Genomic DNA, 23,738 nt, shown 5'->3' on the forward strand with positions numbered 1-23,738 from the left:
GGAGCAGTCCATGGGCAGTCCTGAGGAAGCACGGAAGCCGGACACGCAGCGTCTCGGGCCGGTGCTGCGTCGCCGGGACCAGGTGCAGGCAGGCACCACCGACCAGCGGCTGCTGGACACCGAGGGCGACTCCGAGTGGGTGCACACCGATCCCTGGCGGGTCATGCGCATCCAGTCCGAGTTCGTGGAGGGCTTCGGCGCGCTCGCCGAACTCCCCAGCGCCATCAGCGTCTTCGGATCGGCCCGCACGCCCGTCGACTCGCCGGACTACGAGTCGGGCGTCCGGATCGGCCGGGCACTGGTCGAGGCCGGTTTCGCGGTGATCACCGGGGGCGGCCCCGGCGCGATGGAGGCGGCGAACAAGGGCGCGCGGGAGGCCAAGGGCATCTCCGTGGGGCTCGGCATCGAGCTGCCCTTCGAGCAGGGGCTCAACCCGCACGTCGACATCGGGGTCAACTTCCGTTACTTCTTTGTCCGGAAGACGATGTTCGTGAAGTATGCGCAGGGCTTCGTGGTGCTGCCCGGCGGCCTCGGCACGCTGGACGAACTGTTCGAGGCGCTCACGCTGGTCCAGACCCGCAAGGTGACCCGCTTCCCCATCGTCCTCTTCGGGACGCGGTACTGGACCGGGCTCATCGACTGGCTGCGGGACACCGTCGTGGCGCAGGGCAAGGCGTCCGAGAAGGACCTGCTGCTGTTCCACGTCACGGACGACGTGGACGAGGCGGTGGCGCTGGTGACCAAGGAGACCGGCAAGTAGTGCTCAGGCCAGTCCCCGGCGGGCCACCGCCGGGGGCCGGTGGCCCGCGATGGACGCCACCATGTCCAGCACCTGCTTCGTCTCGGCCACCTCGTGCACGCGGTAGATCCGCGCGCCGAGCCAGGCCGAGACGGCGGTCGTCGCGAGTGTCCCGATCACCCGCTCCTTCACCGGTCTGTCGAGCGTCTCGCCGACGAAGTCCTTGTTGGACAGCGACACGAGCACCGGCCAGCCGGTCTCCGTCATCTCGTCGAGCCTGCGGGTCGCCTCCAGTGAATGCCGGGTGCTCTTCCCGAAGTCGTGCCCCGGATCGATCATGATCGCGTCCCTGCGCACGCCCAGCTCCACGGCCCGGTCGGCCAGCCCGAGCGTCACCCGGAGAATGTCCGCGACCACGTCGTTGTAGGCGATCCGGTGCGGCCGGGTCCGCGGCTCGGCCCCGCCCGCGTGCGTACAGACCAGCCCCGCGCCGTACCGGGCCGCGACCTCGGCGAGCGCCGGATCCACCCCGCCCCAGGCATCGTTGAGCACATCGGCGCCCGCCTCGCAGACGGCCTCGCCGACCTCGTGCCGCCAGGTGTCGACGCTGATCACCACGTCCGGGTAGCGCCTGCGGACCTCGGCGACGAAGCCGACCGTCCGGCGCGCCTCCTCCTCCGCCGTCACCTCGTCACCCGGTCCGGCCTTCACCCCGCCGATGTCGATGATCGCGGCGCCCTCGGACACCGCCCGCTCCACCCGGTCGAGCGCGGGCTGGTCGCGGAAGGTCGCGCCCTGGTCGTAGAAGGAGTCCGGCGTCCGGTTGACGATGGCCATGATCACCGGCTCGTACGGGCCGAACTCCCGCCGTCCCAGCCGCAGAGTGCCGCTGCTCATCCCCTGGTCACCGCCCGTTCCAGCCGTCCGTGCCGTTGCCAACAGACCCTAACTGTCGGTCCCGCATGGCACGATCGGCACCGGACGTTTTCCTGCCCCGGGGAGAAGCACGTGTTCTTGTTCTTGCTCATCGCGATGGTCGTGGTGGTGGCCTCGGTCACCCTCGCGGTGGTCGGCGGCGGCGACCGCGAGGTGCTGCCCGAGGCCGCGCCCGAACTCCTCGTGGACCCGCTGCCCACGACACGCCCGGTGGGCCGGGCCGACATAGAGGCCCTGCGGCTGCCGCTCGCCCTCCGGGGCTACCGGATGGCGGACGTGGACGAGGTGCTGGCGAGGGTCGGCGCAGAGCTGGCCGAGAGGGACTCCCGGATCGCCGAGCTGGAGTCCACCCTGGCGGGCGCCCAGGCGGCGGCGGTCGGCGGGCCCGACCTCTTCAAGAACCCGGGCGAGGAGGACAGGCGGTGACCGACGGCGGAGCGGTGGCGGGGCCGGACGGCGAGCTGCGCTGTCCCTGGGGCCTGTCGACCGAGGACTACGTGAAGTATCACGACGAGGAGTGGGGGCGCCCCGTCCACGGCGACGACGCGCTCTTCGAGCGGCTGTGCCTGGAGGCGTTCCAGTCCGGCCTCTCCTGGATCACGATCCTGCGCCGCCGTGAGGGCTTCCGCCGGGCCTTCGCCGGATTCCACATCCCGGCGGTCGCCGCCTTCACCGACGCGGACGCCGCGCGGCTGCTGACCGACGAGGGCATCATCCGCAACCGCGCCAAGATCGACGCCACCCTCGCCAACGCGCGCGAGCTGGCCGGCTGGTCCGCCGGGGAGCTGGACACGCTCATCTGGTCGTACGCCCCGGACCCGGCGACGCGCCCGGTACCGAAGACGGTCGCGGACGTCCCGCCGGTCAGCGACGAGTCCACCGCGCTGGCCAAGGCGCTGAAGAAGCGCGGCATCCGGTTCGTGGGCCCGACGACGGCGTACGCGCTGATGCAGGCGTGCGGCCTGGTGGACGACCACCTGGCCGGCTGCCTGGTCCGCCGCAAGCTGGCCGAGGCGGCGTAGGACCGGGCCGGCGGACCCTCGCCGGCCCGGCCCTGTACGGCGCCGCACCGCGCCGTCGGATCGTGCGCGTACGGCCGGTCCATCCACAACGCCGACCCTCCGCCTTCGAACGGCCCGGGGCTCCCGGCGGTTCGCCGCCGCCGGGAGTCCCGGGCCGTGTCAGCGGCCCACGTAGCGGGGCTTCGCCTTGTCGAGGAAGGCCTGGACCGCGATGCCGTGGTCCTGCGACGCGCCCGCCCGGTTCTGGAGTTCGTCCTCCTTCTCCAGCGTCTCGGCCAGCGAATGGCCGGCGCCGTACGCCAGGGACTCCTTCAGCGCCGCGTACGCCAGCGTGGGGCCCTCCGCGAGGGCGCGCGCGACCGCCGCCGCCTCTGCGGCGAGGTCGGCCGCGGGGACCAGCTTGTTGACGATCCCCAGCTCGTACGCCTGCCCCGCCGTGACCGAGCGCGGGAACATCAGCAGGTCGGCCGCTCTGCTCGCGCCGATCAGCCGGGGCAGCGTCCACGACACGCCGGAGTCGGCCGTCAGTGCCACCCCCGCGAACGAGGTGTTGAAGGAGGCCGTGTCGGCGACGACGCGGTAGTCGCAGGCGAGCGCGAAGCCCAGCCCGGCTCCGGCCGCGACCCCGTTGACCCCCGCCACGACCGGCTTCGCCATCTCGGTCAGGGTCCGCACGATGGGGTTGTAGTGCTCGCCCACGGTCCGCATGGTCCCGCCGCTGCCGTCGGCCGTGTCGGCCGCCAGGAGGGAGACGTGCTCCTTCAGGTCCTGCCCCACGCAGAAGGCCCGCCCGGTGGCGGTGAGGAGCACGGCCCGTACGGCGGGGTCGTCCGCGGCGGTACGCAGCGCTTCCCGCAGGGCGACCTTGGCCGCGACGTTCAGCGCGTTCATGGCCTCGGGCCGGTTGATCGTGACGGTCGCGAGCCCGTCGCCCACCTCGTACAGCACCGTGTCGGCCATGATCGGATCTCCTCTGCGGCTCTGACTGCCCGTCCAACTGTCCTGTCCGGCCCCAGCATGGCGGAGATCACCGCAGGTCGGCATGTGACCTGCGTCAAAGAATCCACGGCCGTGAAGCCGTGAACAGCGGCGAAGTATCGCAGGCGGATCGCCGAATTGAGTCGTTTTGAGAGAGCGCGTTGCGCAAGCGATGCCGTCCGATGTTGGTCATCGGGTCCCGCCATGCGGGATAATGGCCTGGAAGCAATGTGTTCGATGCCGGTGACACAGCGCCTGTCATGGGGCCGCCGGCTGCGATGAGCTGGTTTCAGGAAGGGGAACGAGCATGGCGGCCATGAAGCCGCGGACGGGCGACGGCCCGCTCGAGGTGACCAAGGAGGGGCGGGGCATCGTCATGCGCGTTCCGCTCGAAGGCGGCGGTCGGCTGGTCGTCGAGCTGACCCCCGACGAGGCGGATGCGCTGGGTGACGCTCTGAAGAAGGTCGTCGGCTGACGCGGACAGAACGCGCACTCTCGTGCTGCCCCGTCGCGGACCTACCTCCGTGCCGGGGCAGCTTTATGTCCCTTCCCGCCTCGTGCGTCCTCCTAGGAAGGGCCGAGGTTCAGCGGCGTACGGCGCAGAGCAGTCCGTCGCCTACGGGCAGCAGTGACGGCAGCAGCTCGTCCTGCATCTCCCGCACCGTGCGCAGCAGCTCACGCAGCCGCAGCACCTCGTGGGGCTGGGCCGCCGAATCGACGGTGCGGCCGTCCGCGAAGACCCCCTCGAAGCAGACGAGGCCCCCAGGTCGCAGAAGGCGCAACGATTCAGCGAGATAGTCGAGGCACTCGAGCCGGTCACCGTCGCAGAAGACGAGGTCGTATCCGCCGTCGGCGAGGCGCGGGAGTACGTCACGGGCCCCGCCGGGAATGAAGCGGGCGCGATTGTTGGTGAAGCCGGCCGCGCGGAACGCCTCGCGGGCGAACTGCTGCCGCTCCGGCTCCGTGTCGACCGTGGTCAGTACGCCGTCGGACCGCATACCGCTCAGCAGATAGATGCCGGAGACGCCGGTACCCGTGCCGATCTCCGCCACCGCCTTGGCGCCCGCCGTGGCGGCAAGCAGACGAAGCGCGGCGCCCGTGCCTGGTGACACCGAGCGGAGCCCCATGTCCCGGGCCCTGTCGCGGGCCCAGCGCAGTGCCTCGTCCTCGGCGACAAAAGCGTCGGCGAACGCCCAGCTTGTCTGCCGGTTGGCGGTAATGACCCTCTCCTGTCCCCGTAGTTGGCGCACCGGTGACTGTATCCGCTGCACGCGGGAACCCGCTGATGGGACCGGGCGTTAAGAAGGGGTGGGGGAACGCATGGATGAAGACCTGGGACCAGTCGCAAATTCAGGCAAAGATTCTTATCCGGAGCTAACGGGCGAGGTAGCTATGGTAGGTGCTCCGCTGGACACCACCAGAGTCGATAGGGGAGGTGCGGCTGCGCCTGCGGATCGGGGAGGAGCGTTGAAGCGCTTTCTCAGGTCGGCCGGTGAGCCGAAATCCGTGACCAACTTCGCTGACCGTTCTCGCTCGACCGACTCCGCAGTTACGGCGACCTTCGCATCGGATGCGGAATCGCAGGCGTGGACGCCTCCCACCTGGGAGGAGATCGTCAGCACGCACAGCGCCCGCGTGTATCGCCTTGCCTACCGTCTCACGGGCAACCAGCACGATGCCGAGGATCTGACCCAGGAAGTCTTCGTCCGGGTCTTCAGGTCGCTGTCCACGTACACGCCCGGCACGTTCGAGGGCTGGCTGCACCGCATCACCACCAATCTCTTCCTGGACATGGTCCGCCGTAAGCAGCGGATCCGCTTCGACGCGCTCGGTGAGGACGCGGCGGAGCGGCTGCCCAGCCGTGAGCCCTCACCGCAGCAGGTCTTCCACGACACCCACTTCGACGCGGACGTGCAGCAGGCGCTGGACACCCTCGCTCCCGAGTTCCGGGCCGCGGTCGTCCTGTGCGACATCGAGGGACTGTCGTACGAGGAAATCGCCGCCACGCTCGGCGTGAAGCTCGGCACGGTGCGCAGCAGGATCCACCGTGGCCGTTCGCATCTGCGCAAGGCCCTTCAGCACCGTTCTCCCGAGGCTCGGGCCGAGCAGCGCACGTTCGCGAGCGTGGCCGGGGAGGGCGGACTCGCGTGAGTGGCACAGGTCCGACCCCCGCGGAGCAGCACCTGGGGGACCGGCTCGCCGCCCTGGTGGACGGGGAGCTCGGTCACGATGCCCGGGAGCGGGTGCTTGCGCACCTCGCGACCTGCGCCAAGTGCAAGGCGGAGGCAGACGCCCAGCGCCGGCTGAAGAACGCGTTCGCGCAGTCGGCGCCGCCGCCGCTGTCCGAAGGGTTCCTCGCCCGTCTCCAGGGGCTGCCCGGCGGGGCCACCGAGAAGGACGAGGACGAGACCCCGGGTCCGTTCGACGGTTCGGCGTTCAGCGGCGGTGTCTTCGGCGTACGGAGCGACGCTTTCGGCTACCGCGGCGCGGGACCCCATGGATCCCCCCTGCGCGGCGGCTCCAGCTCCGGTGCCGGCTTCAGGATCCACGAGGTCGGCCGCGTGGAGGCCGAGCGTTCACCCTGGCGCGGCCGGAGGTTCGCCTTCGCCGCCGCGAGCGCGGTGTCCTTCGCCGCGATGGCCCTGGGCGGCGCGCTGCCCATGGGTGCCACGGCGGACACCACGGCGCGCGGGGCGGGCACGCCCAACAGCGTCACGCCGCTGACCAGGGCGACCACACCGCCCGGCAGCGGAGCGCGGGGCAGGCAGGGCGGCGAGCGGAGTGCCATCCTTCCGCAGTCCGTCGACAGCGCGCCGGTGCTCGCTCCCGGCACGATGAAGACCCCGCTCATGCCCCACCCGTTCCAGTCGGCGGTGCTCAACCACTACCCCGCAGCGCCCTTGATACGTCCCACGGGGACGGCGTTTCAGCTGGCCGCGAATCCAGGACTGACCACCCCCACCGCCACACCGGACCCCACCCACCTCGCCGCGCCCACGCAGCCCGGTGTGCCGCTTTCGCAGCGTCGGTGACAGGGTCCCTGCGCGAACATTCGTAAACCTGGTTGAATCCCTGCACGGGTGCCCTGATCGGGGCACGGACGAGGCAGGTGCGGGGAGAGCATGGACGACGGCAAGGCCACCGGACCCAAGGCGAAGTGGTGGAGCCGCCCGGCGTCGGGGCGCGCGATACCGCGGGACTCCGACGTACCGGAGCACCGGATCACTGAGGAGACGACGGAACTGTCGCCGGTCACCGATGAAGTCCCTGGTCCCGACCGCACGCCGGGCACCGAGCCTGCCGAAAGCGCGCCCGTGCGAGCGGGCGCCCCGGAGCGGGCCGCCGACCCGGATCCGGATCCGGAGGACCATCTGCTCGCCCCGCCCGAGCGCACCCCCTCCGCGGTGAGCGCCGCGACGGGAACAGGCGGCACCGCGGAGACGCCGACCGGCACGCAGGGCCGCCCGCAGCCGCTGCACGAGCCCGACCCGTACAGCACACCGCCCTACGGCGGCCCCGGCCCCTGGGCGCCCGCCCCTCCCGTGCAGCGACCGGTGCCCACCCCCGCGCAGGGCACACCCATCCCGCCGCAGCACTACACCGGGCAGACCGGTGCGCCCGGCCCCGGCGCACCCCAGCCCCAGCCCCAACCGGCCTCGGGGTACGGCGTCCCGCCCCAGGGTGCCCAGCAGCCCATGCCGGGGCAGGTACCCCCGCAGCAGTCGCAGCCCCACCCGCAGCACGGCCACCCGGGCCCTGTCGCCCACACGCAGTCGGGGACCCAGCAACTCCCCCCGCCCCAGGGCCCGCACCCCCCGCCAAACCAGTGGCTCCAGTACGACCCCTGGGGCGCACCCGGCCAGCAGACCCTGACGCACCCCGACCCGGGCGAGCCGCGGAGAAAGCGCCGCGGCATCGGCCTCGTGGGCGCCCTGGCGCTCGCGCTCTGCGCCGCCGTCATCGGCGGTGGCGTCGGCTCGTACATCGAGCGCAACGGCGGCCTCAGCAGCGTCGAACTGCCCCAGGCGGGCAACGACAGCGGCGGCCGCCCGGCCGACAGCGTCGCGGGGATCGCCGCCAGCGCCCTGCCGAGCGTCGTCACCCTCCATGTCAGCGGAGGCGGTGAGCAGGGCACCGGGACCGGCTTCGTCCTGGACCGTTCCGGCCACATCCTGACCAACAACCACGTGGTCGACCCCGCCGGCGACTCCGGCGACATCTCGATCACCTTCAGCGGCGGCGAGACCGCCAAGGCGAAGCTCGTCGGCAAGGACAGCGGCTACGACCTCGCCGTGGTGAAGGTCACCGGAGTCTCCGGACTCAAGCCGCTGCCGCTCGGCAATTCCGACAACGTCCAGGTCGGCGACCCGGTCGTGGCGATCGGCGCGCCCTTCGACCTCCAGAACACCGTCACGGCGGGGATCATCAGCGCCAAGGAGCGCCCGATCACCGCCGGCGGCGAGAACGGCGACGGCAGCGACATCAGCTACGTCGACGCCCTCCAGACCGACGCGCCGATCAACCCCGGCAACTCCGGCGGTCCGCTGGTGAATTCGAAGGCCCAGGTCATCGGCATCAACAGCGCGATCCGCGGCGCCGACGGCGGCGGTACTCCGGACGGCGCCCAGGCCGGCTCCATCGGGCTCGGCTTCGCGATACCGATCAACCAGGGCAAGCGCGTCGCCGAAGAGCTGATCAACACCGGCAAGGCATCGCACCCTGTGATCGGTGTCACGCTCGACATGGAGTACACGGGCGACGGCGCCAAGGTCGGCGCGAAGGGCGCCGAGGGCGGACCCGCGGTGGAGGAAGGCGGCCCGGCCGCGAAGGCGGGCATCAGGACCGGCGACATCATCACCGAGGTGGACGGCCAGCGGGTGCACAGCGGCGAGGAGCTGATCGTGAAGGTCCGCTCGCACCGCCCCGGTGACGAACTGGAGCTCACTCTGAAGCGCGGAGGTAAAGAGCAGACCATGACTCTGGTCCTCGGCAGCGCGGAAGGTAGGTGAGTGTCGAATGAAGGTACCGTCCGGCCAGGTCCGCCGGGTACCGTGGAGCGGCCCGGGCCTCGACCCACCACAGGCCAGGCCGACGAGGTCTCGCCTGCGGGCACGGAGAACACAAGGAGCAGCTAGGTGTTCAATGACATAGGCGCGCTTGAGCTGGTGACGCTCGTGATTCTCGCCGTGCTCGTCTTCGGCCCGGACAAGCTGCCCAAGGTCATCCAGGACGTCTCCCGTTTCATCCGCAAGGTGCGCGAGTTCTCCGACAACGCCAAGGAGGACATCCGTTCCGAGCTGGGACCGGAGTTCAAGGACTTCGATTTCGAGGACCTGAACCCGAAGAAATTCGTCCGGAAGCAGTTGTCGGAGCATGAGGACGATCTGGGGCTGAAGGAGATCCGCAGCAGCTTCAACCTCAAGAAGGAAATCAACGACGTCGCCGACTCGGTGCACGGCAAGGACGACCCGACCGGCGCAAGCGACACACCGGCGACCAGCCTGACGAAAAGCCCCTCCGGCACCGCTGACCTGCTCAAGAAGCCCGAAAAGCCCCAGCAGGCCGATCGTCCTCCTTTCGACGCAGACGCCACCTGAGCCCCGCCCTGCCCGGCCGACAGGTAACGGGTGGCTATCCTCCATCTGTCCGGTGGTGAGACGTCCGTGAGGGCGGGCCGCTCCGGACTCCGAGATAGAGGAGGCGGTCCGGACAGATGGAGACGACAAGTCGGGTAGGGGCCCATGGCGCGGCCGGCACGGCGAACGGGGTGTCGGGAGCCAGGCGCACGGTCGAGGGCTATCTGCGGGCGAACTTCCCCTGGTACGGACTGGACGACGCGTTCACCGGCCCCCGGTGGCTGATGCAGGTGGGCACGGCGGCGGACGGCACCGTCCAGCACGGTTCCACGGGACACGGCGACGAGCCGTCGATAAGACCGGACGCGTCAGGCGCGGAGAAGGAACGCTTCGCTGCGGTCGTCACGGTCGCGGCGAGCCCCGTACGGCACAGCGGTGACGGCACGGGCATCCTCGACGCCACGACGGTGTCCTCGGCGGCCTGGCTGGCCGGTTCGGCGCTGCTGCTGTCCACCTGGCCCGCACAGCTCGACCATTCGCTGCGCGACGACTGGCTGGACCAGCAGACCGAGACGGCCTTCGCGCTGGCCGACGATCTGAACGGCTCCGCCTGGTCGGTGCTCTCGCTCCCCGTGGACGGGGTGCCGACCACGTTCCACTATCGCGAATCCGAATTCGGCTGGGTGCTCGCCGGCTCGACGAGCCCCGGCGAAGCGACCGGGAGCGGGGTGCACATCGGCGCGTACGGGCGCGGCATGAGCGCGTACGGCCTCGGCTTCTCGGCGATCGAGGACATCAACTCGTACGCCCCCCAGTAGCCGCGGGACGCCGTCCGTCACACGCGTAAGGGGCGCCCGCCATTGGCGGGCGCCCCTTACGCGTGCCGGAGCTGTCAGAACTTGTTGCGCGGCGTCAGACCCAGCGTCATGCCCGCCAGACCGCGCTGCCGGCCGCCGAGCTTGCCGGCGATCGAGCGCAGCGCCGCACCCGCGGGGGAGTCGGGGTCGGAGAGCACGACCGGCTTGCCCTCGTCGCCGCCCTCCCGCAGCCGTACGTCGATCGGGATCGAGCCGAGCACCGGCACCGAGGCGCCCGTGGTCTTCGTCAGCCCCTCGGCGACCCGCTGGCCGCCGCCCGTCCCGAACACGTCGACGATCTCGTCGCAGTGCGGGCACGGCAGGCCCGCCATGTTCTCGACCACGCCGACGATCTTCTGATGGGTCTGTACGGCGATGGAACCCGCCCGCTCCGCCACCTCGGCGGCGGCCTGCTGCGGGGTGGTGACCACCAGGATCTCTGCGTTCGGCACGAGCTGCGCCACCGAGATCGCGATGTCGCCCGTCCCCGGCGGCAGGTCCAGCAGCAGCACGTCCAGATCGCCCCAGAACACATCGGCGAGGAACTGCTGGAGCGCGCGGTGCAGCATCGGCCCGCGCCACACCACCGGCGAGTTGCCCGGGGTGAACATGCCGATCGAGATGACCTTCACACCGTGCGCCGACGGCGGCATGATCATGTTCTCGACCTGGGTGGGCTTGCCGTCCGCACCCAGCATGCGCGGCACGCTGTGCCCGTAGATGTCCGCGTCGACGACGCCGACCTTCAGACCGTCGGCGGCCATCGCGGCCGCCAGGTTGACCGTCACCGACGACTTGCCGACGCCGCCCTTGCCGGAGGCCACCGCGTACACCCGGGTCAGCGAACCGGGCTTGGCGAACGGCACCTCACGCTCGGCCGTACCGCCGCGCAGCGACGTCGCGAGCTCCTTGCGCTGCTCGTCGCTCATCACGTCCAGCGTGACGTCGACGCGGGTGACGCCCGCGACCGAGGCGACCGCCGCCGTCACGTTCGTGGTGATCGTCTCGCGCATGGGGCAGCCGGACACCGTGAGATAGATCGTGACGGCCACCGCGCCGTCCGCCCCGATGTCGACCGATTTGACCATGCCGAGGTCGGTGATCGGCCGGTGGATCTCGGGGTCGTTCACCGTCGCCAGTGCTGCGCGCACCGCGTCCTCCGCGGGAGCGACGGTCCCGTGCGTGTCGGTAGCCATACGGAGATGGTACGGCGCGGCGCGCACGCTCCGGAAAGGGCGTCAGTCCTCCGGGCGGTCTGGTTCGTCACGTCCGCGCGTCCGCTCCGCGGGCAGCAGGACATGCTGCTCGGCCAGGTCCCGTACCAGGTCCTGGAGTTCCGAGCGGATCCAGTCGCGCGTGGCGACCTCACCGAGCCCCATCCGCAGCGAGGCGATCTCACGGGTCAGGTACTCCGTGTCGGCGATGGAGCGCTCGTTCTGCTTGCGCTCCTGCTCGTGGGTGACCCGGTCCCGGTCGTCCTGGCGGTTCTGTGCCAGCAGGATCAGCGGGGCCGCGTACGAGGCCTGGAGGGACAGCATCAGGGTCAGGAAGATGAACGGGTACTCGTCCCACCGCAGTTCCTCGGGCGCGAAGACGTTCCACAGCACCCAGAGGATGATGATCAGCGTCATCCAGACGATGAAGCGGCCCGTCCCCAGGAAGCGCGCGATCCGTTCCGAGAACCGGGCGAACGCCTCGGGGTCGTACTCGGGCAGGAGCCTGCGCCTCGGCGTACGCGGCTGGTCGAGCCGTCCGCGCGGCCCGCGCGGCGCCGTGCTCGCTCCCGAGCCCGCGGCGGCCCGTTCCCTCGGCGACTCCCTGTCCGGGCGCTCAGTGGCCACTCGCGGCCTCCTCCACGCCGTTGAACCCGGTCTCCCGCCAGTCGTCGGGCAGCAGGTGGTCCAGGACGTCGTCGACGGTCACGGCGCCGAGCAGCGAACCGCTCTCGTCCACGACCGGCGCGGCCACCATGTTGTACGCGGCGAGATAGCCGGTGACCTCGGGCAGCGGCGTATCGGGGGCCAGTGGCGGCAGGTCGCTCTCCACGATCGAGCCGACCAGGGTGAACGGCGGCTCGCGCAGGAGCCGTTGGAAGTGGACCATGCCCAGATACTTGCCCGTCGGTGTCTCGTCCGGCGCCCGGCACACATAGACCTGGGCGGCCAGCGCGGGCGAGAGGGTCTGCCGGCGCACCCGCGCCAGCGCGTCGGCGACCGTCGCGTCCGGACGCAGCACGATCGGCTCGGTGGTCATCAGACCGCCCGCCGTCCGGTCCTCGTACGCCAGCAGCCGGCGTACGTCGGCGGCCTCGCCGGGCCGCATCAGCGCCAGCAGCCGCTCCTTGTCCTCCTCGGGCAGTTCGGCGAGGAGGTCGGCCGCGTCGTCCGGGTCCATGGCCTCCAGGACGTCGGCGGCCCGGTCGTCCTTCAGCTTCCCCAGGATCTCCACCTGGTCGTCCTCGGGCAGCTCCTCCAGGACGTCGGCGAGCCGGTCGTCGTCGAGGGCGGCGGCCACCTCCGCGCGCCGCTTGGGCGATAGATGATGCAGCACGTTGGCCAGGTCGGCGGGGCGCAGCCGCTCGAAGGTCGCGACGAGGTTCTCCGCGCCCTGGCCGTCCTCCTCCAGCGTGAAGCCGGTGACCGCCGACCAGTCGAGGGTCAGCGTCTCGCCGCGCCGGCGCAGCGCGCCGCTCTTGCCGCGCCGGACGAAGACCTTCCCGATCTCCCACTCGCGGCGGGCGGGCAGCTGCTGGACCGCGACATCGAGGACGGTCACCCGCTCGCCGTTCTCCACGAGCTCCACGCGGCGGTCGAGCAGTTCGCCCAGGACCAGCCGCTCCGTGGGGCGCTGCTCGAAGCGCCGCATGTTGACCACGCCCGTCGTGATCACCTGACCCGACGCGACGCCCGTGATGCGGGTCATCGGCAGGAAGATCCGCCGTCGGCTGAGCACCTCGACGACCATGCCGAGCACGCGCGGCGGCCGGCCGCCGACGCGCAGCATCGCCACCAGGTCACGTACCCGCCCCACCTGATCACCGTTGGGGTCGAAGACCGGCACACCGGCGAGGTGCGAGACGAAGACCCGGGAGGCGCCCGACGCCATCATGCGCTCCTCCTTGCCCGCGACTGTCCCTGCCGTGTCCGTGGCTGTCCCCGTATCGACCGCGACAACGGGTTCAGGCTAGCCCGTACCACTCCGTGCCGCCCCGCCGGATCCGTCCGTACGGTACGGGCGATCCGCCGCCGGGGCTCGTTGTCGATGGGTGTCGGCGGCACGGGTACGCTGCGGTCTGCCGTCCCCCGTCTCGCATGAGAGGCAGTGCGTTCGTGACCCTTTCCCGGTCCCTTGCCCGTCTTGGCCGGACCGCGTTTCCGGTGGCTCTCTGCGTCGGGATGACCGTCGCGCTCACGGCGTGCGGCGGCGACGAGGATCCGGACGCGGGCACCAACGGCGTCGGCAAACTGTCGCCCGCCGGGATCGAGAAGAAGGCGAAGACGGCGGCCCGGGGCGCGGACGCGGTGCGCCTGGCGGGCACGGTCGTCACCGACGGGCAGACGTACAAGCTCAGCATGTCCCTCAAGGAGGCCGGCGGTACCGGATCGGTCAGTTCCGAGGCCCTGGGCACGTTCGAGCTGCTGCGGGTCGGGGACGAGCTGTTCCTCAAGGCGGACGCCGAATTCTGGACCCACCCGGACGGCAAGGGCGGCGAGGGCACGAGCACCCCGCCGAGCGAGGCCGACTCCGAGGCCGCGGACAAGCTCGACGACAAGTACGTGAAGGTCCCCGAGGACGACCCGTCCTACGACCAGCTGCGGGGCTTCACCGACAAGACCGTGCTGCTCGACGGGCTGCTGGGGCTGCACGGCAAGCTCGGCAAGGGCGACCGATCCGAGATCGGCGGTATACGCACCATCGAGGTCAACGGCAGCGACGGCGCCGGCGGCTCGCTGAACGTCTCCCTGGAAGGCACGCCGTACCCGCTCCAGCTGGCCCGCGCGGGCGGCGCGGGAACACTCACGCTCAGCGACTGGGGCAAGGACTTCCCACTGAAGGCGCCCTCCAAGGGCGAGACGGTCGACTACGGCAGCACGCTGCCGAGCAGCTGAGCCGGCCCGGACGGGCTCAGCCCTTCTTCTTCGCGCGCTTGAACAGCAGACGCGGCACGGCCGCCGGCGCCGGCTGACGCGTCGTCGCCGGTGTGGGCAGCGGCGCCGCCGCCTGCGAGCCGTGCGGCATCTCGGTGATCGCGTCGCGCGGCTCCAGCCGCAGCACCCGCGACTCCCGCGCCCACCGGTCGGTCATCCCGTCGAAGTCCGGCGCGTTCAGCCGCTTGCCCTTCAGTTCGGCGACGGCCGTCTCCCACGCCTCCGTACGAGGAGCGAGTTCGGTGACGGACGCGGTCCAGGCCACCAGCCGCCCGCCTTTGTCCTTGCTCCGTACGGTCACCTCGGCGGTGGAGCCGTCGGTCAGCCCCGGCAGCGGCTGCTCGCCGTCGCCGTCCCCGACGACCAGCGCGGCGCCGTCGAGCCAGACGTGCCACAGGGCACGGGCGGGACCGCCCGCCCGCACCCAGATGAGACCGGACTTCTTGGTGGCCTCCTCGACGAGCGCCTTGCCGAGGAGGGGGGAGCCGGGCAGGGTTTCTGTCATGCCCGGCAGCCTAGAGCGTGCTAGAGCCACCCGTTGCGCTTCAGCATCCGGTGGATGGTGAGGCAGACGACGGCGATGCCGCCCAGCACCATCGGGTAGCCGTACTTCCATCCCAGCTCGGGCATGTGCTCGAAGTTCATGCCGTAGACCCCGCAGACGGCCGTCGGTACGGCGATGATCGCCGCCCAGGACGTGATCTTGCGCATGTCCTCGTTCTGCGCGACGGTCGCCTGAGCCAGATTGGCCTGGAGGATCGAGTTCAGCAGCTCGTCGAAGCCGACGACCTCCTCGTGCACCCTGGCCAGATGGTCGGCGACGTCGCGGAAGTACTTCTGCACGTCGGGCTCGACCAGCCGCATCGGGCGCTCGCTCAGCAGCTGCATCGGCCGCAGCAGCGGTGCCACGGCCCGCTTGAACTCCAGCACCTCACGCTTGAGCTGGTAGATCCGCCCCGCGTCCGAGCCGCGCGGGCTGCCCTTCGCGGGCGCCGAGAACACATCGATCTCGACCTCGTCGATGTCGTCCTGCACGGCCGCCGCCACCGCGATGTAGCCGTCCACGACATGGTCGGCGATGGCGTGCAGCACGGACGACGGGCCCTTGGCCAGCAGCTCGCTGTCCTCCTCCAAGCGGTGGCGCAGCGCGCGCAGCGAGCCCTTGCCGCCGTGCCGCACCGTGATGACGAAGTCCCGGCCGGTGAAGCACATCACCTCGCCCGTCTCCACGACCTCGCTGGTCGCGGTGAGCTCGGCGTGCTCGACGTAGTGGATGGTCTTGAAGACGGCGAAGAGGGTGTCGTCGTACCGCTCCAGCTTGGGCCGCTGGTGGGCGTGCACGGCGTCCTCGACGGCGAGCGGGTGCAGCCCGAACTCGGCCGCGATACCGGCGAATTCGGCCTCGGTCGGCTCGTGGAGACCGATCCAGGCGAAACCGCCGCCCCGTCGCACCTCCAGCATCGCCTCGTGCGGGGTGAGGCACGGCTCGTCCTTCACCCGGCGGCCGCCGCGGTAGACGGCGCAGTCGACGACGGCGCTGGAGGCCGAGGGGTCGCGCGTGGAGTCGTACGTGCTGTACGCGGTGTTGCTCTTGCGCAGGGACGGACGGACCGCCGCACGCAGGTCACGGATCATCGACATGGCTGGCTCCTCCCGGAGAGGCCGTCGGCGGGGCGTGGCGCAGCCCGGAACGAGGACGTGAGGCGCGTACGTGCCGACAAGGATCGAGACGGCGTGACACGACGCGGCGCGCATACGTCCGCAAAGCGGGCGGCACCGCGAGGACGCGGTGACGGCATTCGCTACAGACAGGCAAAACAGAGCTGGTGCGGTGCTCTTCCGTCGTGCGACAAGCCGCGGGCCTGTACGGGGCAGGGCCTCAGATGCGAGAGGCGGTACAGCGCGAGGAAGAGCGGCTGGTACTGGCCGGGTGACTTCGATCCACCGCAGCCCCACCTCCTCCTGCCGGTCCCCCGTAGGGGATGACGTATGTCGGGACTGGAAGGCGACGCTTTCCGCGTGCTGCCCGACCGGCGGCCCAGACTAGCAGCCGATCGACGCCAATTCCGTCTCCTGCCCGTTAAGACGGCGTTCTATGCTCACCGGATGGCAGAAGTTCTCTCTCTGGTCGAGGCACGGTTGCGTACGGCGCTCGGCGAGCCGGACGCGCGCGCGGCGATGACGTTCGTGGGCACGGACCGGGTCGAGGTCCTGCGGTTTCTCGACCCGGGGGACCGGGAGAGGGACGGGGATTCCGCGGCCCCCGGAGACGGCACCGGCTCCGGGGGCGCCGTTGTGCGTTACGCCACGCTCGGGATGTCCGCGCGGCCGATGGCCGACCCCACCGTCGTCGTGCCCGACCCGGCCCGGGGGCCGCGCGCCGAGCTGGTCCTGTCGGTACGGGCCGGGCTCGCCGACACCGACAAGGTGCTGCGCCCCCTCGCCGTACTGGCCGCGTCCCCCCAGGTCGAGGGGCTGGTGGTGACCCCCGGTGCCTCGCTGGAGGTCGGCGAACCCCTGTGGCCGGGCGCGCAGTTCAGCTCCGTGCTCGTCGCGGAGTCCGGCGGGCTGGTCCCCGATCTGGAGCTGGACGCGCCGCTCGACCCCGTACGGTTCCTGCCGCTGCTCCCGATGACGGCCAACGAGGCCGCGTGGAAGCGGGTGAAGGGCGCGCAGGCGCTCCAGGAGCGGTGGCTGGCGCACGGGACGGATCTGCGCGACCCGCTGCGCGGCTCGGTCGCGTTGGACTGACCCGCTCTTCGTCCCGGCGGTCGCGGCCGGCCGGCGTCGCGCCGTCCGACGCGGCGGCGTACGTGCGCCGCTGAACCCCGTACGCCGCCGTGAGGAGGACCCGTCTCGTACAGGCCGCCGGGATTTGCCGCCGTTCTGTGCCGGACGGGTGATCGTCCTTGACGGGGCGTCGGCCGGGGAGGACCGTGGGGCGCTATGAGGGGCGAACCAGGTTGCCCGAAGTGCGGTGGCCGGGTCAGGGCGCCCGGTCTCTTCGCCGACTCCTGGCAGTGCGACATGCACGGCACCGTGCATCCGCTGCAGCCGGTCATACCGCCCAGCGTCGAAGCCCTCGGGGTCGTGGTGAACCGCGCCCGAGTCCCCGTCTGGATGCCCTGGCCGCTCCCGGTCGGCTGGCTCTACACCGGTGTCGCGTACGCGGGTGACGACCGCAGCGGCGGCCGGGCCACCGCCGTCGCGTGCTCGGGACCCGGCCCGCTCGGCGGGTCGGGAGAACTGCTGCTGGTCGCCGAGGAGCTCGGCGTCGGACTCGGGGCCCGCTACGCCGGGATCGACGGGCCCGACCCAGGCCCGCACATCTGCGCCGACAAGCCTCCGCACGCCAAACTGCTGGCCGCCGGGCGCCCCACCCCGCTCTGGCACGTGCCCGACGCGCCGCCGGACCGCGCGGTCTTCGCCGGAGAGGCGCTCGGACTCTGGCTCTGGGCGATCGTCTGGCCCGAGCAGACGGGGCTGCTGATGTACGACGAACTGGTGCTCACCGATCTGCGGGACGCCGGGGCCGAAGTGGATCTGCTGCCCTGCGGGGCGCTCTCGCCGCGCCTGCTGAGCTGACCGGCGGCCGGCCGGACCGGCTCGCACACGGGTCCGACCGTCCGGGACGTCTTCGAACGCCCGTTATCCTGGAGCGTCCCTGCCCGCCCGAGCCCCGGGAGTACGCGTCGTGCGCATCGACCTGCACACCCACTCCACGGCGTCGGACGGTACGGACACCCCGGCCGAGCTGGTACGCAACGCGGTGGCCGCCGGTCTGGACGTCGTCGCCCTCACCGACCACGACACGACCCGGGGCCACGCCGAGGCGCTCAAGACCCTCGCCGATCTCGACACCGGCCTCACCCTCGTCACCGGCGCCGAACTCTCCTGCCGCACCGACGGTGTGAGCCTGCACATGCTGGCGTACCTCTTCGACGCCGACGAGCCCGAACTGCTGCGCCAGCGCGAACTGGTGCGCGACGACCGGGTGCCGCGCGCGAGGGCGATGGTGGCCAAGCTCCAGGAGCTCGGCGTGGCCATCACCTGGGAGCAGGTCGCCCGGATCGCCGGAGACGGCTCCATCGGCCGCCCGCACGTCGCTTCGGCGCTCGTCGAACTGGGCGTCGTGGACTCGGTCGACGAGGCGTTCTCCTCCCAGTGGCTCTCCGACCACGGCCGGGTGCACGTGCCCCGGCACGAGTTGAACCCCTTCGACGCGATCCGGCTGGTCAAGGCCGCCGGCGGCGTCACCGTCGTCGCCCACCCGCTGGCCGTGACCCGTGGCGCCGTCGTCGCCGAGTCGGCGCTGGTGCGGCTGGCCGAGGCGGGACTCGACGGCATCGAGGTCGACCACATGAACCACGACGAGCCCACGCGCGCCCGGCTGCGCGGACTCGCCGCCGAGCTGGGTCTGCTCACGACCGGCTCCAGCGACTACCACGGCAGCCGGAAGACCGTCCGGCTCGGGGAGTACAGCACCGACCCGGAGATCTACGGCGAGATCGTCCGGCGTGCGTCGGGCGCCTTCCCGGTGCCCGGCACGGGCGGACACGCCTGACCGACCCGCACCACGTGCCCGTCGTAGCGCGCGCCCCGTGCCGCGCCGTCCGGGGCCGTGTACTGCGCCGCGCCCGGCCGCGTACCGCGCCCCGAATCCCGCCCCGCCCTCCTCCCGCAAGGCCACACCGTGTTCGACGCCGCCGTTTTCGGCTCCCTCTTCCTGACCCTCTTCGTGATCATGGACCCGCCCGGGATCACACCGATCTTCCTCGGCCTCACCTCCGGCCGCCCCGCCAAGGTCCAGCGCCGGATGGCCTGGCAGGCGGTGGCCGTCGCCTTCGGTGTGATCTCCGTCTTCGGCCTCCTCGGCCAGCAGATCCTCGACTATCTGCATGTCTCCGTTCCCGCGCTAATGATCGCGGGAGGACTGCTCCTGCTGCTCATCGCGCTCGATCTGCTCACCGGCAAGAACGACGAGCCCAAGCAGACGAAGGACGTCAACGTCGCCCTCGTACCGCTCGGCATGCCGCTCCTGGCCGGCCCCGGCGCGATCGTCTCCGTCATCCTCGCCGTCCAGCACGCCGACGGCACGGCGGCGCGGGTCTCGGTGTGGGCGGCGATCGTGGCGATGCACGCCGTGCTCTGGCTGACGATGCGCTACTCGCTGGTGATCATCCGCCTCATCAAGGACGGCGGTGTGGTGCTGGTGACCAGGCTCGCCGGAATGATGCTCTCCGCCATCGCCGTGCAGCAGATCATCAACGGCGTCACCCAGGTCGTCCAGGCCGCGTGAGACCAAAGCGCCCCCGTACGGATCTCCGTACGGGGGCGTCTCGACATGTAGCCGATCAGTGGATCCGGGGGGATCCGGGAATTACGAGGCCGGGGTTTCGGCCGGGCGGATGTAGAGGCGCTGCCCTGTTGAGGCGGCCTGCTGCACGATCTGATTGACGGAGGCGGCGTCCACGACGGTGCTGTCGACGGCGGTGCCGTCAGCATCGTTCAGTCGCATGATCTCGAAGCGCATATCGCTTCTCCCTTCGTCTGATCCTCCGTAGGAGAACTGTGTGTGACGGATGACCCATCGTTGATTACATCAGGCGACAACGCCTTGCCCTCTGCAAACATTCCCTACACTAAAGAAATTTTTCGGATGGCTAATTACTGGCGAGTAAAGCCGTACCCACGGACAATGGACCGCGTATGAGCGAGGCAGAGATCAATCCCGACATCGCCGAGGTCGGCGCCCGCCTGGAGCGCACCAACGAACTGCTCCAGCGGATGCTCGCCGAGGTCGCGAAGACCCCGTCCACCCACGCCATATTCGTCGACGCGGGTTACGTCTACGCTGCGGCAGGATTACTGGTGGCGGGGACCGAGGACCGGCGGTCCTTCGATCTCGACGCCGAGGGGCTCATCGAGGCGTTCATCGACAAGGCGCGCACGATCTTCGCGGACAGTCGGCTGCTGCGGGTCTACTGGTACGACGGCGCGCGGCGCCGTATCCACACGCCCGAGCAGCAGGCCATCGCCGAACTGCCCGACGTCAAGGTCCGCCTCGCCAATCTCAACGCCAACAACCAGCAGAAGGGCGTCGACTCCCTGATCCGCACGGATCTCGAATCGCTCGCCAGACACCGCGCCATCAGCGACGCCGCGCTCGTGGGCGGCGACGAGGACCTGGTGTCGGCGGTGGAGGCCGCGCAGGGGTACGGCGCACGCGTCCATCTCTGGGGCATCGAGGCCGGCGAGGGACGCAACCAGGCCGAGCCGCTGCTGTGGGAGGTCGACAGCCAGCGCACCTTCGACCTCGACTTCTGGCGGCCGTACGTGACACGGCGGGCGGTCACCACGTACGAGAACGAGGGCGACCCGCCGCCCTCGCGCGACCAGGTGCGCTTCATCGGCGCGCAGATCGCCGCGACATGGCTGGTCGGGCGCGGGCGGGTGGCGATGGCCGAACTGCTGCCGGGCCATCCGTATCTGCCGGGCCCCGTCGACCAGGACCTGCTGATCGAGGCGGAGAAACTGCTGCAACGGTCGCTGCGGGGGCACGCCGTCCTGCGGCGGGCACTGCGGGACGGGTTCTGGCAGCACCTGCAGACGCAGTTCTGAGCCCTCCGGCCCCCGGGGTCCCCCTCAGCGCTCGGAGTCGTCCCAGAAGGCGCTGAGCGCGGCCGCGGTACGCAGCGGCTGATCGGTGTTCGGCGAGTGCTCGGCGCCCTCGATCACGGTCCTGCGCGCCTCCAGCCGCCGCGCCATGGTGTCGAGCAGCGGCACCGGCCAGGTGTCGTCCCGCACGCCGGACATCACATGCTTGGGGAGCGGACTTACGGCGGCCAGCTCGGCCACCCGGTCCGGCTCCACCGTCAACTGCCGCCCCGTGGTGATCAGTTGGACCGGGTTGTGACGCAGCCAGCGGCGGCGCAGATCCGTGCCGTCGACGGAGGTCTCCTCCGGCGGCTCCATCGCCTGGATGCCCTCCCAGACCCGCTCCATGTCCATGTTCGTGAGCGCCAGGGCCTCGCTCAGCAGCCGTACCCGCTCCTCCTGGGAAGGGGCGATACGGGCGGGGCCCGAGGAGATCAGCGTCAGCGTGCGGAACGGCTCCGCGTCCGTCAGGACGGCCGCGCGGGCGATCTGCCCGCCCAGCGAGTGCCCCACGAGATGGACCGGCGCCCCGACCGCGTCCGCCTGCGCCAGTACGTCCGCCGCCAACTCCTCCTGGGCGTAAGCCTCTTGGGAGTGAGGTCCCTCGGACTCGTACTGCCCGCGGCCGTCGACGGCGACGACGCGGTAGCCGGCCGCGGTGAGCGGCTCCAGCATCGCGATGAAGTCCTCCTTACTGCCGGTGAATCCGGGCATCAGAAGGGCGGTGCCCCGAGGCGTCCCCTCGGGGCGCGCGTCGAGCACGGCGAAGTGCCCGCGGCGCGTCGGCAACTGGAGCGCGCGGGCACAAGGCGGCGGAGTGAACGTGGGCGGCCTGCTCATGCGACGAGCGTAAGTCCCCGCACCCACCGCCGCCTCACCCGCCCGGGCCCTCCCCAGGAGGCGCGGCCGAGGGGCCGCGAACACACCGATGGCCCGGCACCCACAGGGGGGCCGGGCCATCGGGCGTGCGGGTCAGCTCTCGGGCTGGGCGGCCGCCGTGCGCGTACGGCGCCGGCGCGGCTTGGCCTCGGCGGCGGGGGCGTCGCCCTCCGCCGGCTCCGCGGCCTTCGCCGTGCCGGCCTCGACCGGGGCCTTGGCGGCCCGCGTACGGCGCCGGGGCTTGGTCTCGGTCCCCGCGTCGGTGACCGTGGCCGTCGCCGCGCTCTCGACCGTCTCCACGGCCTCGACAGCGGGCTTGGCGGCCCGCGTACGACGACGGCGCGGCTTGGTGACCACCTCGGCGTCGGCGTCGCCCTGTTCGGCCACCGGCTCGACGAACAGGTCGCTCCCCGGCTGCGCCACGGTCGTGGCGACCGCTGCCGCCGCCTCGGCGGGCACGGCCACGCGCGTACGCCGGCGGCGGCGCGGGATGCGCGGCTCGGCCGCGTCCACGCCCTCGGCGGTGTCGACCGCTCCGGTCGCCGACGGAGCCGTCGCCGCCACTGTCTGCGTCTGCGCCTCGCCGGCCTCCAGGGGAGTCCCGCCGCGCGTGCGGCGGCGCTGCCGCGGTGTACGTGTACGGGCCGGACGCTCCTCCTGCACCGCGGTGGCGGCCGCCGACCGGGCGGAGGAGGACGGAGCGCCGGACTTACGGCCGCGTCCGCCCGTCTCGCCCAGGTCCTCGACCTGCTCCGCGGACAGACCGGCACGTGTCCGGTCCGTACGCGGCAGGATGCCCTTCGTCCCCGCGGGGATGTTGAGCTCCTCGAAGAGGTGCGGCGAGGTCGAGTAGGTCTCCGGCGGGTCCGGGAAGCCCAGGTCCAGCGCCTTGTTGATCAGCTGCCAGCGCGGGATGTCGTCCCAGTCGACGAGCGTCACGGCGATGCCGGACGCGCCCGCGCGGCCGGTGCGGCCGATGCGGTGGAGGTAGGTCTTCTCCTCCTCGGGCGACTGATAGTTGATGACGTGCGTCACGCCTTCGACGTCGATACCGCGCGCGGCGACGTCGGTGCAGACGAGAACGTCCACCTTGCCGTTGCGGAACGCGCGCAGCGCCTGCTCACGCGCACCCTGGCCCAGGTCACCGTGGACGGCGCCCGAGGCGAAGCCGCGCTGGGCGAGCTGGTCGGCGATGTCGGCGGCCGTCCGCTTCGTACGGCAGAAGATCATCGCGAGCCCGCGGCCCTCGGCCTGGAGGATGCGCGCGACCAGCTCCGGCTTGTCCATGGAGTGGGCGCGGTAGACACGCTGCGTGGTGTTGGCGACCGTCGCGCCCGCGTCGTCCGGCGACGTGGCGCTGATGTGCGTCGGCTGCGACATGTAGCGGCGCGCGAGACCGATGACCGCGCCCGGCATGGTCGCCGAGAACAGCATCGTCTGGCGCTTGGCCGGCAGCAGCTGGATGATCCGCTCGACGTCGGGCAGGAAGCCCAGGTCGAGCATCTCGTCGGCCTCGTCCAGGACGAGCCCGCGCACGTGCGACAGGTCGAGCTTGCGCTGGCCCGCCAGGTCCAGCAGCCGGCCCGGGGTGCCGACGATCACGTCGACGCCCTTCTTGAGGGCCTCGACCTGCGGTTCGTAGGCACGGCCGCCGTAGATCGCCAGCACGCGCACGTTGCGCACCTTGCCGGCGGTCTGGAGGTCGTTGGTGACCTGCTGGCACAGCTCGCGGGTGGGGACGACCACGAGGGCCTGCGGGGCGTTGGTGAGCTGCTCGGGAACGGCCCGGCCCGCCTCGACGTCGGCGGGGACGGTGACACGCTCCAGGAGCGGCAGTCCGAAGCCGAGCGTCTTGCCCGTGCCGGTCTTGGCCTGGCCGATGACGTCCTTGCCGGACAGTGCGACCGGGAGGGTCATCTCCTGGATGGGGAAGGGAGACATGATGC

At 71.3% G+C, this 23,738-nt stretch carries 26 protein-coding genes; 15 read left to right on the forward strand and 11 right to left on the reverse strand.

Annotated features, from left to right (window positions below):
• Nucleotides 1-10: 10 nt before the first annotated feature.
• Entirely contained in the window at nt 11-760 is a 750-nt protein-coding gene (locus IEY79_RS34015) for an LOG family protein (RefSeq protein WP_189111525.1), read from the forward strand.
• A gap of 3 nt (nt 761-763) precedes the next feature.
• Here the strand turns inward: IEY79_RS34015 and folP are convergent, their stop codons facing one another.
• Entirely contained in the window at nt 764-1,636 is an 873-nt protein-coding gene (gene folP, locus IEY79_RS34020; RefSeq protein WP_189111526.1) for a dihydropteroate synthase, read from the reverse strand.
• A gap of 111 nt (nt 1,637-1,747) precedes the next feature.
• On the opposite strand from folP, the gene IEY79_RS34025 reads away from it, so the two are divergent.
• Both IEY79_RS34025 and IEY79_RS34030 read left to right on the forward strand, forming a co-directional pair.
• Nucleotides 1,748-2,101 (forward strand): DivIVA domain-containing protein, encoded by a 354-nt coding sequence (locus tag IEY79_RS34025; protein WP_189111527.1) that lies wholly within the window; start codon nt 1,748-1,750, stop codon nt 2,099-2,101.
• Nucleotides 2,098-2,697, forward strand: a complete 600-nt coding sequence (locus IEY79_RS34030) for a DNA-3-methyladenine glycosylase I (RefSeq protein ID WP_189111528.1) — start codon at nt 2,098-2,100, stop codon at nt 2,695-2,697. The genes IEY79_RS34025 and IEY79_RS34030 overlap by 4 nt, the downstream gene beginning before the upstream one ends.
• Nucleotides 2,698-2,856: 159 nt before the next feature.
• Here the strand turns inward: IEY79_RS34030 and chcB are convergent, their stop codons facing one another.
• Nucleotides 2,857-3,657, reverse strand: a complete 801-nt coding sequence (gene chcB, locus IEY79_RS34035; protein ID WP_189111529.1) for a 2-cyclohexenylcarbonyl CoA isomerase — start codon at nt 3,655-3,657, stop codon at nt 2,857-2,859.
• 325 nt (nt 3,658-3,982) lie between these two features.
• Between chcB and IEY79_RS34040 the strand changes: the two genes are divergently transcribed.
• Entirely contained in the window at nt 3,983-4,150 is a 168-nt protein-coding gene (locus IEY79_RS34040; protein WP_003966491.1) for a DUF3117 domain-containing protein, read from the forward strand.
• A gap of 109 nt (nt 4,151-4,259) precedes the next feature.
• Here IEY79_RS34040 and IEY79_RS34045 read toward each other — a convergent pair whose 3' ends face one another.
• Nucleotides 4,260-4,925, reverse strand: a complete 666-nt coding sequence (locus IEY79_RS34045; RefSeq protein ID WP_189111530.1) for an O-methyltransferase — start codon at nt 4,923-4,925, stop codon at nt 4,260-4,262.
• A 142-nt stretch (nt 4,926-5,067) separates the two neighbouring features.
• Here IEY79_RS34045 and sigE point away from each other — a divergent pair, with 142 nt between their 5' ends.
• The 5 genes from sigE (at nt 5,068) to IEY79_RS34070 (ending at nt 10,069) form a co-directional block, all read left to right on the forward strand.
• Nucleotides 5,068-5,826 (forward strand): RNA polymerase sigma factor SigE, encoded by a 759-nt coding sequence (gene sigE / locus IEY79_RS34050; protein ID WP_189111566.1) that lies wholly within the window; start codon nt 5,068-5,070, stop codon nt 5,824-5,826.
• Nucleotides 5,823-6,707, forward strand: a complete 885-nt coding sequence (locus IEY79_RS34055) for an anti-sigma factor family protein (RefSeq protein WP_189111531.1) — start codon at nt 5,823-5,825, stop codon at nt 6,705-6,707. The genes sigE and IEY79_RS34055 overlap by 4 nt, the downstream gene beginning before the upstream one ends.
• Before the next feature lie 90 nt (nt 6,708-6,797).
• On the forward strand, nt 6,798-8,684 hold the full coding sequence (locus IEY79_RS34060; protein ID WP_189111532.1) for a S1C family serine protease: 1,887 nt from the start codon (nt 6,798-6,800) through the stop codon (nt 8,682-8,684).
• 126 nt (nt 8,685-8,810) lie between these two features.
• Nucleotides 8,811-9,272 (forward strand): sec-independent translocase, encoded by a 462-nt coding sequence (locus IEY79_RS34065; RefSeq protein ID WP_189111533.1) that lies wholly within the window; start codon nt 8,811-8,813, stop codon nt 9,270-9,272.
• Nucleotides 9,273-9,388: 116 nt separating this feature from the next.
• Nucleotides 9,389-10,069: a hypothetical protein gene (locus IEY79_RS34070; RefSeq protein WP_189111534.1), complete on the forward strand. Its 681-nt coding sequence runs from the start codon at nt 9,389-9,391 to the stop codon at nt 10,067-10,069.
• Between the two features lie 74 nt (nt 10,070-10,143).
• On the opposite strand, the gene IEY79_RS34075 is transcribed toward IEY79_RS34070, so the two are convergent.
• From IEY79_RS34075 to IEY79_RS34085, 3 genes are all read right to left on the reverse strand, one after another.
• Nucleotides 10,144-11,259 carry an Mrp/NBP35 family ATP-binding protein gene (locus IEY79_RS34075; protein WP_189111567.1) on the reverse strand — a complete coding sequence of 372 codons (1,116 nt, stop codon included), beginning with the start codon at nt 11,257-11,259 and terminating at the stop codon, nt 10,144-10,146.
• 87 nt (nt 11,260-11,346) lie between these two features.
• Entirely contained in the window at nt 11,347-11,949 is a 603-nt protein-coding gene (locus IEY79_RS34080; RefSeq protein WP_189111535.1) for a DUF1003 domain-containing protein, read from the reverse strand.
• Nucleotides 11,939-13,213, reverse strand: coding sequence for a magnesium transporter MgtE N-terminal domain-containing protein (locus IEY79_RS34085; protein ID WP_189111568.1), 1,275 nt, complete (start codon nt 13,211-13,213; stop codon nt 11,939-11,941). Before IEY79_RS34085 ends, IEY79_RS34080 begins: the two co-directional genes overlap by 11 nt.
• Before the next feature lie 206 nt (nt 13,214-13,419).
• Here IEY79_RS34085 and IEY79_RS34090 point away from each other — a divergent pair, with 206 nt between their 5' ends.
• Complete coding sequence (locus IEY79_RS34090) at nt 13,420-14,217, forward strand: hypothetical protein (RefSeq protein ID WP_373292679.1); 798 nt, start codon at nt 13,420-13,422, stop codon at nt 14,215-14,217.
• A 16-nt stretch (nt 14,218-14,233) separates the two neighbouring features.
• Here IEY79_RS34090 and IEY79_RS34095 read toward each other — a convergent pair whose 3' ends face one another.
• Together IEY79_RS34095 and IEY79_RS34100 are read right to left on the reverse strand one after the other, a co-directional pair.
• Nucleotides 14,234-14,761 (reverse strand): hypothetical protein, encoded by a 528-nt coding sequence (locus tag IEY79_RS34095; protein ID WP_189111537.1) that lies wholly within the window; start codon nt 14,759-14,761, stop codon nt 14,234-14,236.
• A 20-nt stretch (nt 14,762-14,781) separates the two neighbouring features.
• Nucleotides 14,782-15,897: a magnesium and cobalt transport protein CorA gene (locus IEY79_RS34100; protein WP_189111538.1), complete on the reverse strand. Its 1,116-nt coding sequence runs from the start codon at nt 15,895-15,897 to the stop codon at nt 14,782-14,784.
• A gap of 465 nt (nt 15,898-16,362) precedes the next feature.
• On the opposite strand from IEY79_RS34100, the gene IEY79_RS34105 reads away from it, so the two are divergent.
• The 4 genes from IEY79_RS34105 to IEY79_RS34120 all read left to right on the forward strand — a co-directional run bounded on the left by IEY79_RS34105 (nt 16,363) and on the right by IEY79_RS34120 (nt 19,555).
• The gene (locus IEY79_RS34105; RefSeq protein ID WP_189111539.1) at nt 16,363-17,007 is read left to right on the forward strand and encodes a suppressor of fused domain protein; all 645 of its coding nucleotides are present in this window, start codon (nt 16,363-16,365) and stop codon (nt 17,005-17,007) included.
• Nucleotides 17,008-17,202: 195 nt separating this feature from the next.
• Complete coding sequence (locus IEY79_RS34110) at nt 17,203-17,841, forward strand: DUF6758 family protein (RefSeq protein WP_189111540.1); 639 nt, start codon at nt 17,203-17,205, stop codon at nt 17,839-17,841.
• A 109-nt stretch (nt 17,842-17,950) separates the two neighbouring features.
• Nucleotides 17,951-18,820, forward strand: a complete 870-nt coding sequence (locus tag IEY79_RS34115) for a PHP domain-containing protein (RefSeq protein WP_189111541.1) — start codon at nt 17,951-17,953, stop codon at nt 18,818-18,820.
• A 129-nt stretch (nt 18,821-18,949) separates the two neighbouring features.
• Entirely contained in the window at nt 18,950-19,555 is a 606-nt protein-coding gene (locus IEY79_RS34120; RefSeq protein ID WP_189111542.1) for a MarC family protein, read from the forward strand.
• An 81-nt stretch (nt 19,556-19,636) separates the two neighbouring features.
• Here IEY79_RS34120 and IEY79_RS34125 read toward each other — a convergent pair whose 3' ends face one another.
• On the reverse strand, nt 19,637-19,789 hold the full coding sequence (locus IEY79_RS34125) for a DUF8834 family protein (protein ID WP_189111543.1): 153 nt from the start codon (nt 19,787-19,789) through the stop codon (nt 19,637-19,639).
• 176 nt (nt 19,790-19,965) lie between these two features.
• On the opposite strand from IEY79_RS34125, the gene IEY79_RS34130 reads away from it, so the two are divergent.
• Nucleotides 19,966-20,877 (forward strand): NYN domain-containing protein, encoded by a 912-nt coding sequence (locus tag IEY79_RS34130; protein WP_189111544.1) that lies wholly within the window; start codon nt 19,966-19,968, stop codon nt 20,875-20,877.
• Between the two features lie 24 nt (nt 20,878-20,901).
• On the opposite strand, the gene IEY79_RS34135 is transcribed toward IEY79_RS34130, so the two are convergent.
• On the reverse strand, nt 20,902-21,753 hold the full coding sequence (locus IEY79_RS34135) for an alpha/beta fold hydrolase (RefSeq protein ID WP_189111545.1): 852 nt from the start codon (nt 21,751-21,753) through the stop codon (nt 20,902-20,904).
• Nucleotides 21,754-21,885: 132 nt separating this feature from the next.
• Nucleotides 21,886-23,733, reverse strand: coding sequence for a DEAD/DEAH box helicase (locus IEY79_RS34140; protein ID WP_229701360.1), 1,848 nt, complete (start codon nt 23,731-23,733; stop codon nt 21,886-21,888).
• Nucleotides 23,734-23,738: the final 5 nt, after the last annotated feature.

It is taken from the genome of Streptomyces camponoticapitis (assembly GCF_014646115.1).
In the GTDB taxonomy this organism is placed as follows: domain Bacteria; phylum Actinomycetota; class Actinomycetes; order Streptomycetales; family Streptomycetaceae; genus Streptomyces; species Streptomyces camponoticapitis.

Excerpts from the sequence above, each read along its gene's own strand:
- IEY79_RS34015 (WP_189111525.1), top strand. The coding sequence starts at position 11 with ATGGGCAGTCCTGAGGAAGCACGGAAGCCGGACACGCAGCGTCTCGGG.
- folP (WP_189111526.1), bottom strand. The coding sequence starts at position 1,636 with ATGAGCAGCGGCACTCTGCGGCTGGGACGGCGGGAGTTCGGCCCGTAC.
- chcB (WP_189111529.1), bottom strand. The coding sequence starts at position 3,657 with ATGGCCGACACGGTGCTGTACGAGGTGGGCGACGGGCTCGCGACCGTC.
- IEY79_RS34040 (WP_003966491.1), top strand. The coding sequence starts at position 3,983 with ATGGCGGCCATGAAGCCGCGGACGGGCGACGGCCCGCTCGAGGTGACC.
- sigE (WP_189111566.1), top strand. The coding sequence starts at position 5,068 with ATGGTAGGTGCTCCGCTGGACACCACCAGAGTCGATAGGGGAGGTGCG.
- IEY79_RS34060 (WP_189111532.1), top strand. The coding sequence starts at position 6,798 with ATGGACGACGGCAAGGCCACCGGACCCAAGGCGAAGTGGTGGAGCCGC.
- IEY79_RS34070 (WP_189111534.1), top strand. The coding sequence starts at position 9,389 with ATGGAGACGACAAGTCGGGTAGGGGCCCATGGCGCGGCCGGCACGGCG.
- IEY79_RS34085 (WP_189111568.1), bottom strand. The coding sequence starts at position 13,213 with ATGGCGTCGGGCGCCTCCCGGGTCTTCGTCTCGCACCTCGCCGGTGTG.
- IEY79_RS34090 (WP_373292679.1), top strand. The coding sequence starts at position 13,420 with ATGAGAGGCAGTGCGTTCGTGACCCTTTCCCGGTCCCTTGCCCGTCTT.
- IEY79_RS34095 (WP_189111537.1), bottom strand. The coding sequence starts at position 14,761 with ATGACAGAAACCCTGCCCGGCTCCCCCCTCCTCGGCAAGGCGCTCGTC.
- IEY79_RS34100 (WP_189111538.1), bottom strand. The coding sequence starts at position 15,897 with ATGTCGATGATCCGTGACCTGCGTGCGGCGGTCCGTCCGTCCCTGCGC.
- IEY79_RS34105 (WP_189111539.1), top strand. The coding sequence starts at position 16,363 with ATGGCAGAAGTTCTCTCTCTGGTCGAGGCACGGTTGCGTACGGCGCTC.
- IEY79_RS34110 (WP_189111540.1), top strand. The coding sequence starts at position 17,203 with ATGAGGGGCGAACCAGGTTGCCCGAAGTGCGGTGGCCGGGTCAGGGCG.
- IEY79_RS34125 (WP_189111543.1), bottom strand. The coding sequence starts at position 19,789 with ATGCGCTTCGAGATCATGCGACTGAACGATGCTGACGGCACCGCCGTC.
- IEY79_RS34130 (WP_189111544.1), top strand. The coding sequence starts at position 19,966 with ATGAGCGAGGCAGAGATCAATCCCGACATCGCCGAGGTCGGCGCCCGC.
- IEY79_RS34135 (WP_189111545.1), bottom strand. The coding sequence starts at position 21,753 with ATGAGCAGGCCGCCCACGTTCACTCCGCCGCCTTGTGCCCGCGCGCTC.
- IEY79_RS34140 (WP_229701360.1), bottom strand. The coding sequence starts at position 23,733 with ATGTCTCCCTTCCCCATCCAGGAGATGACCCTCCCGGTCGCACTGTCC.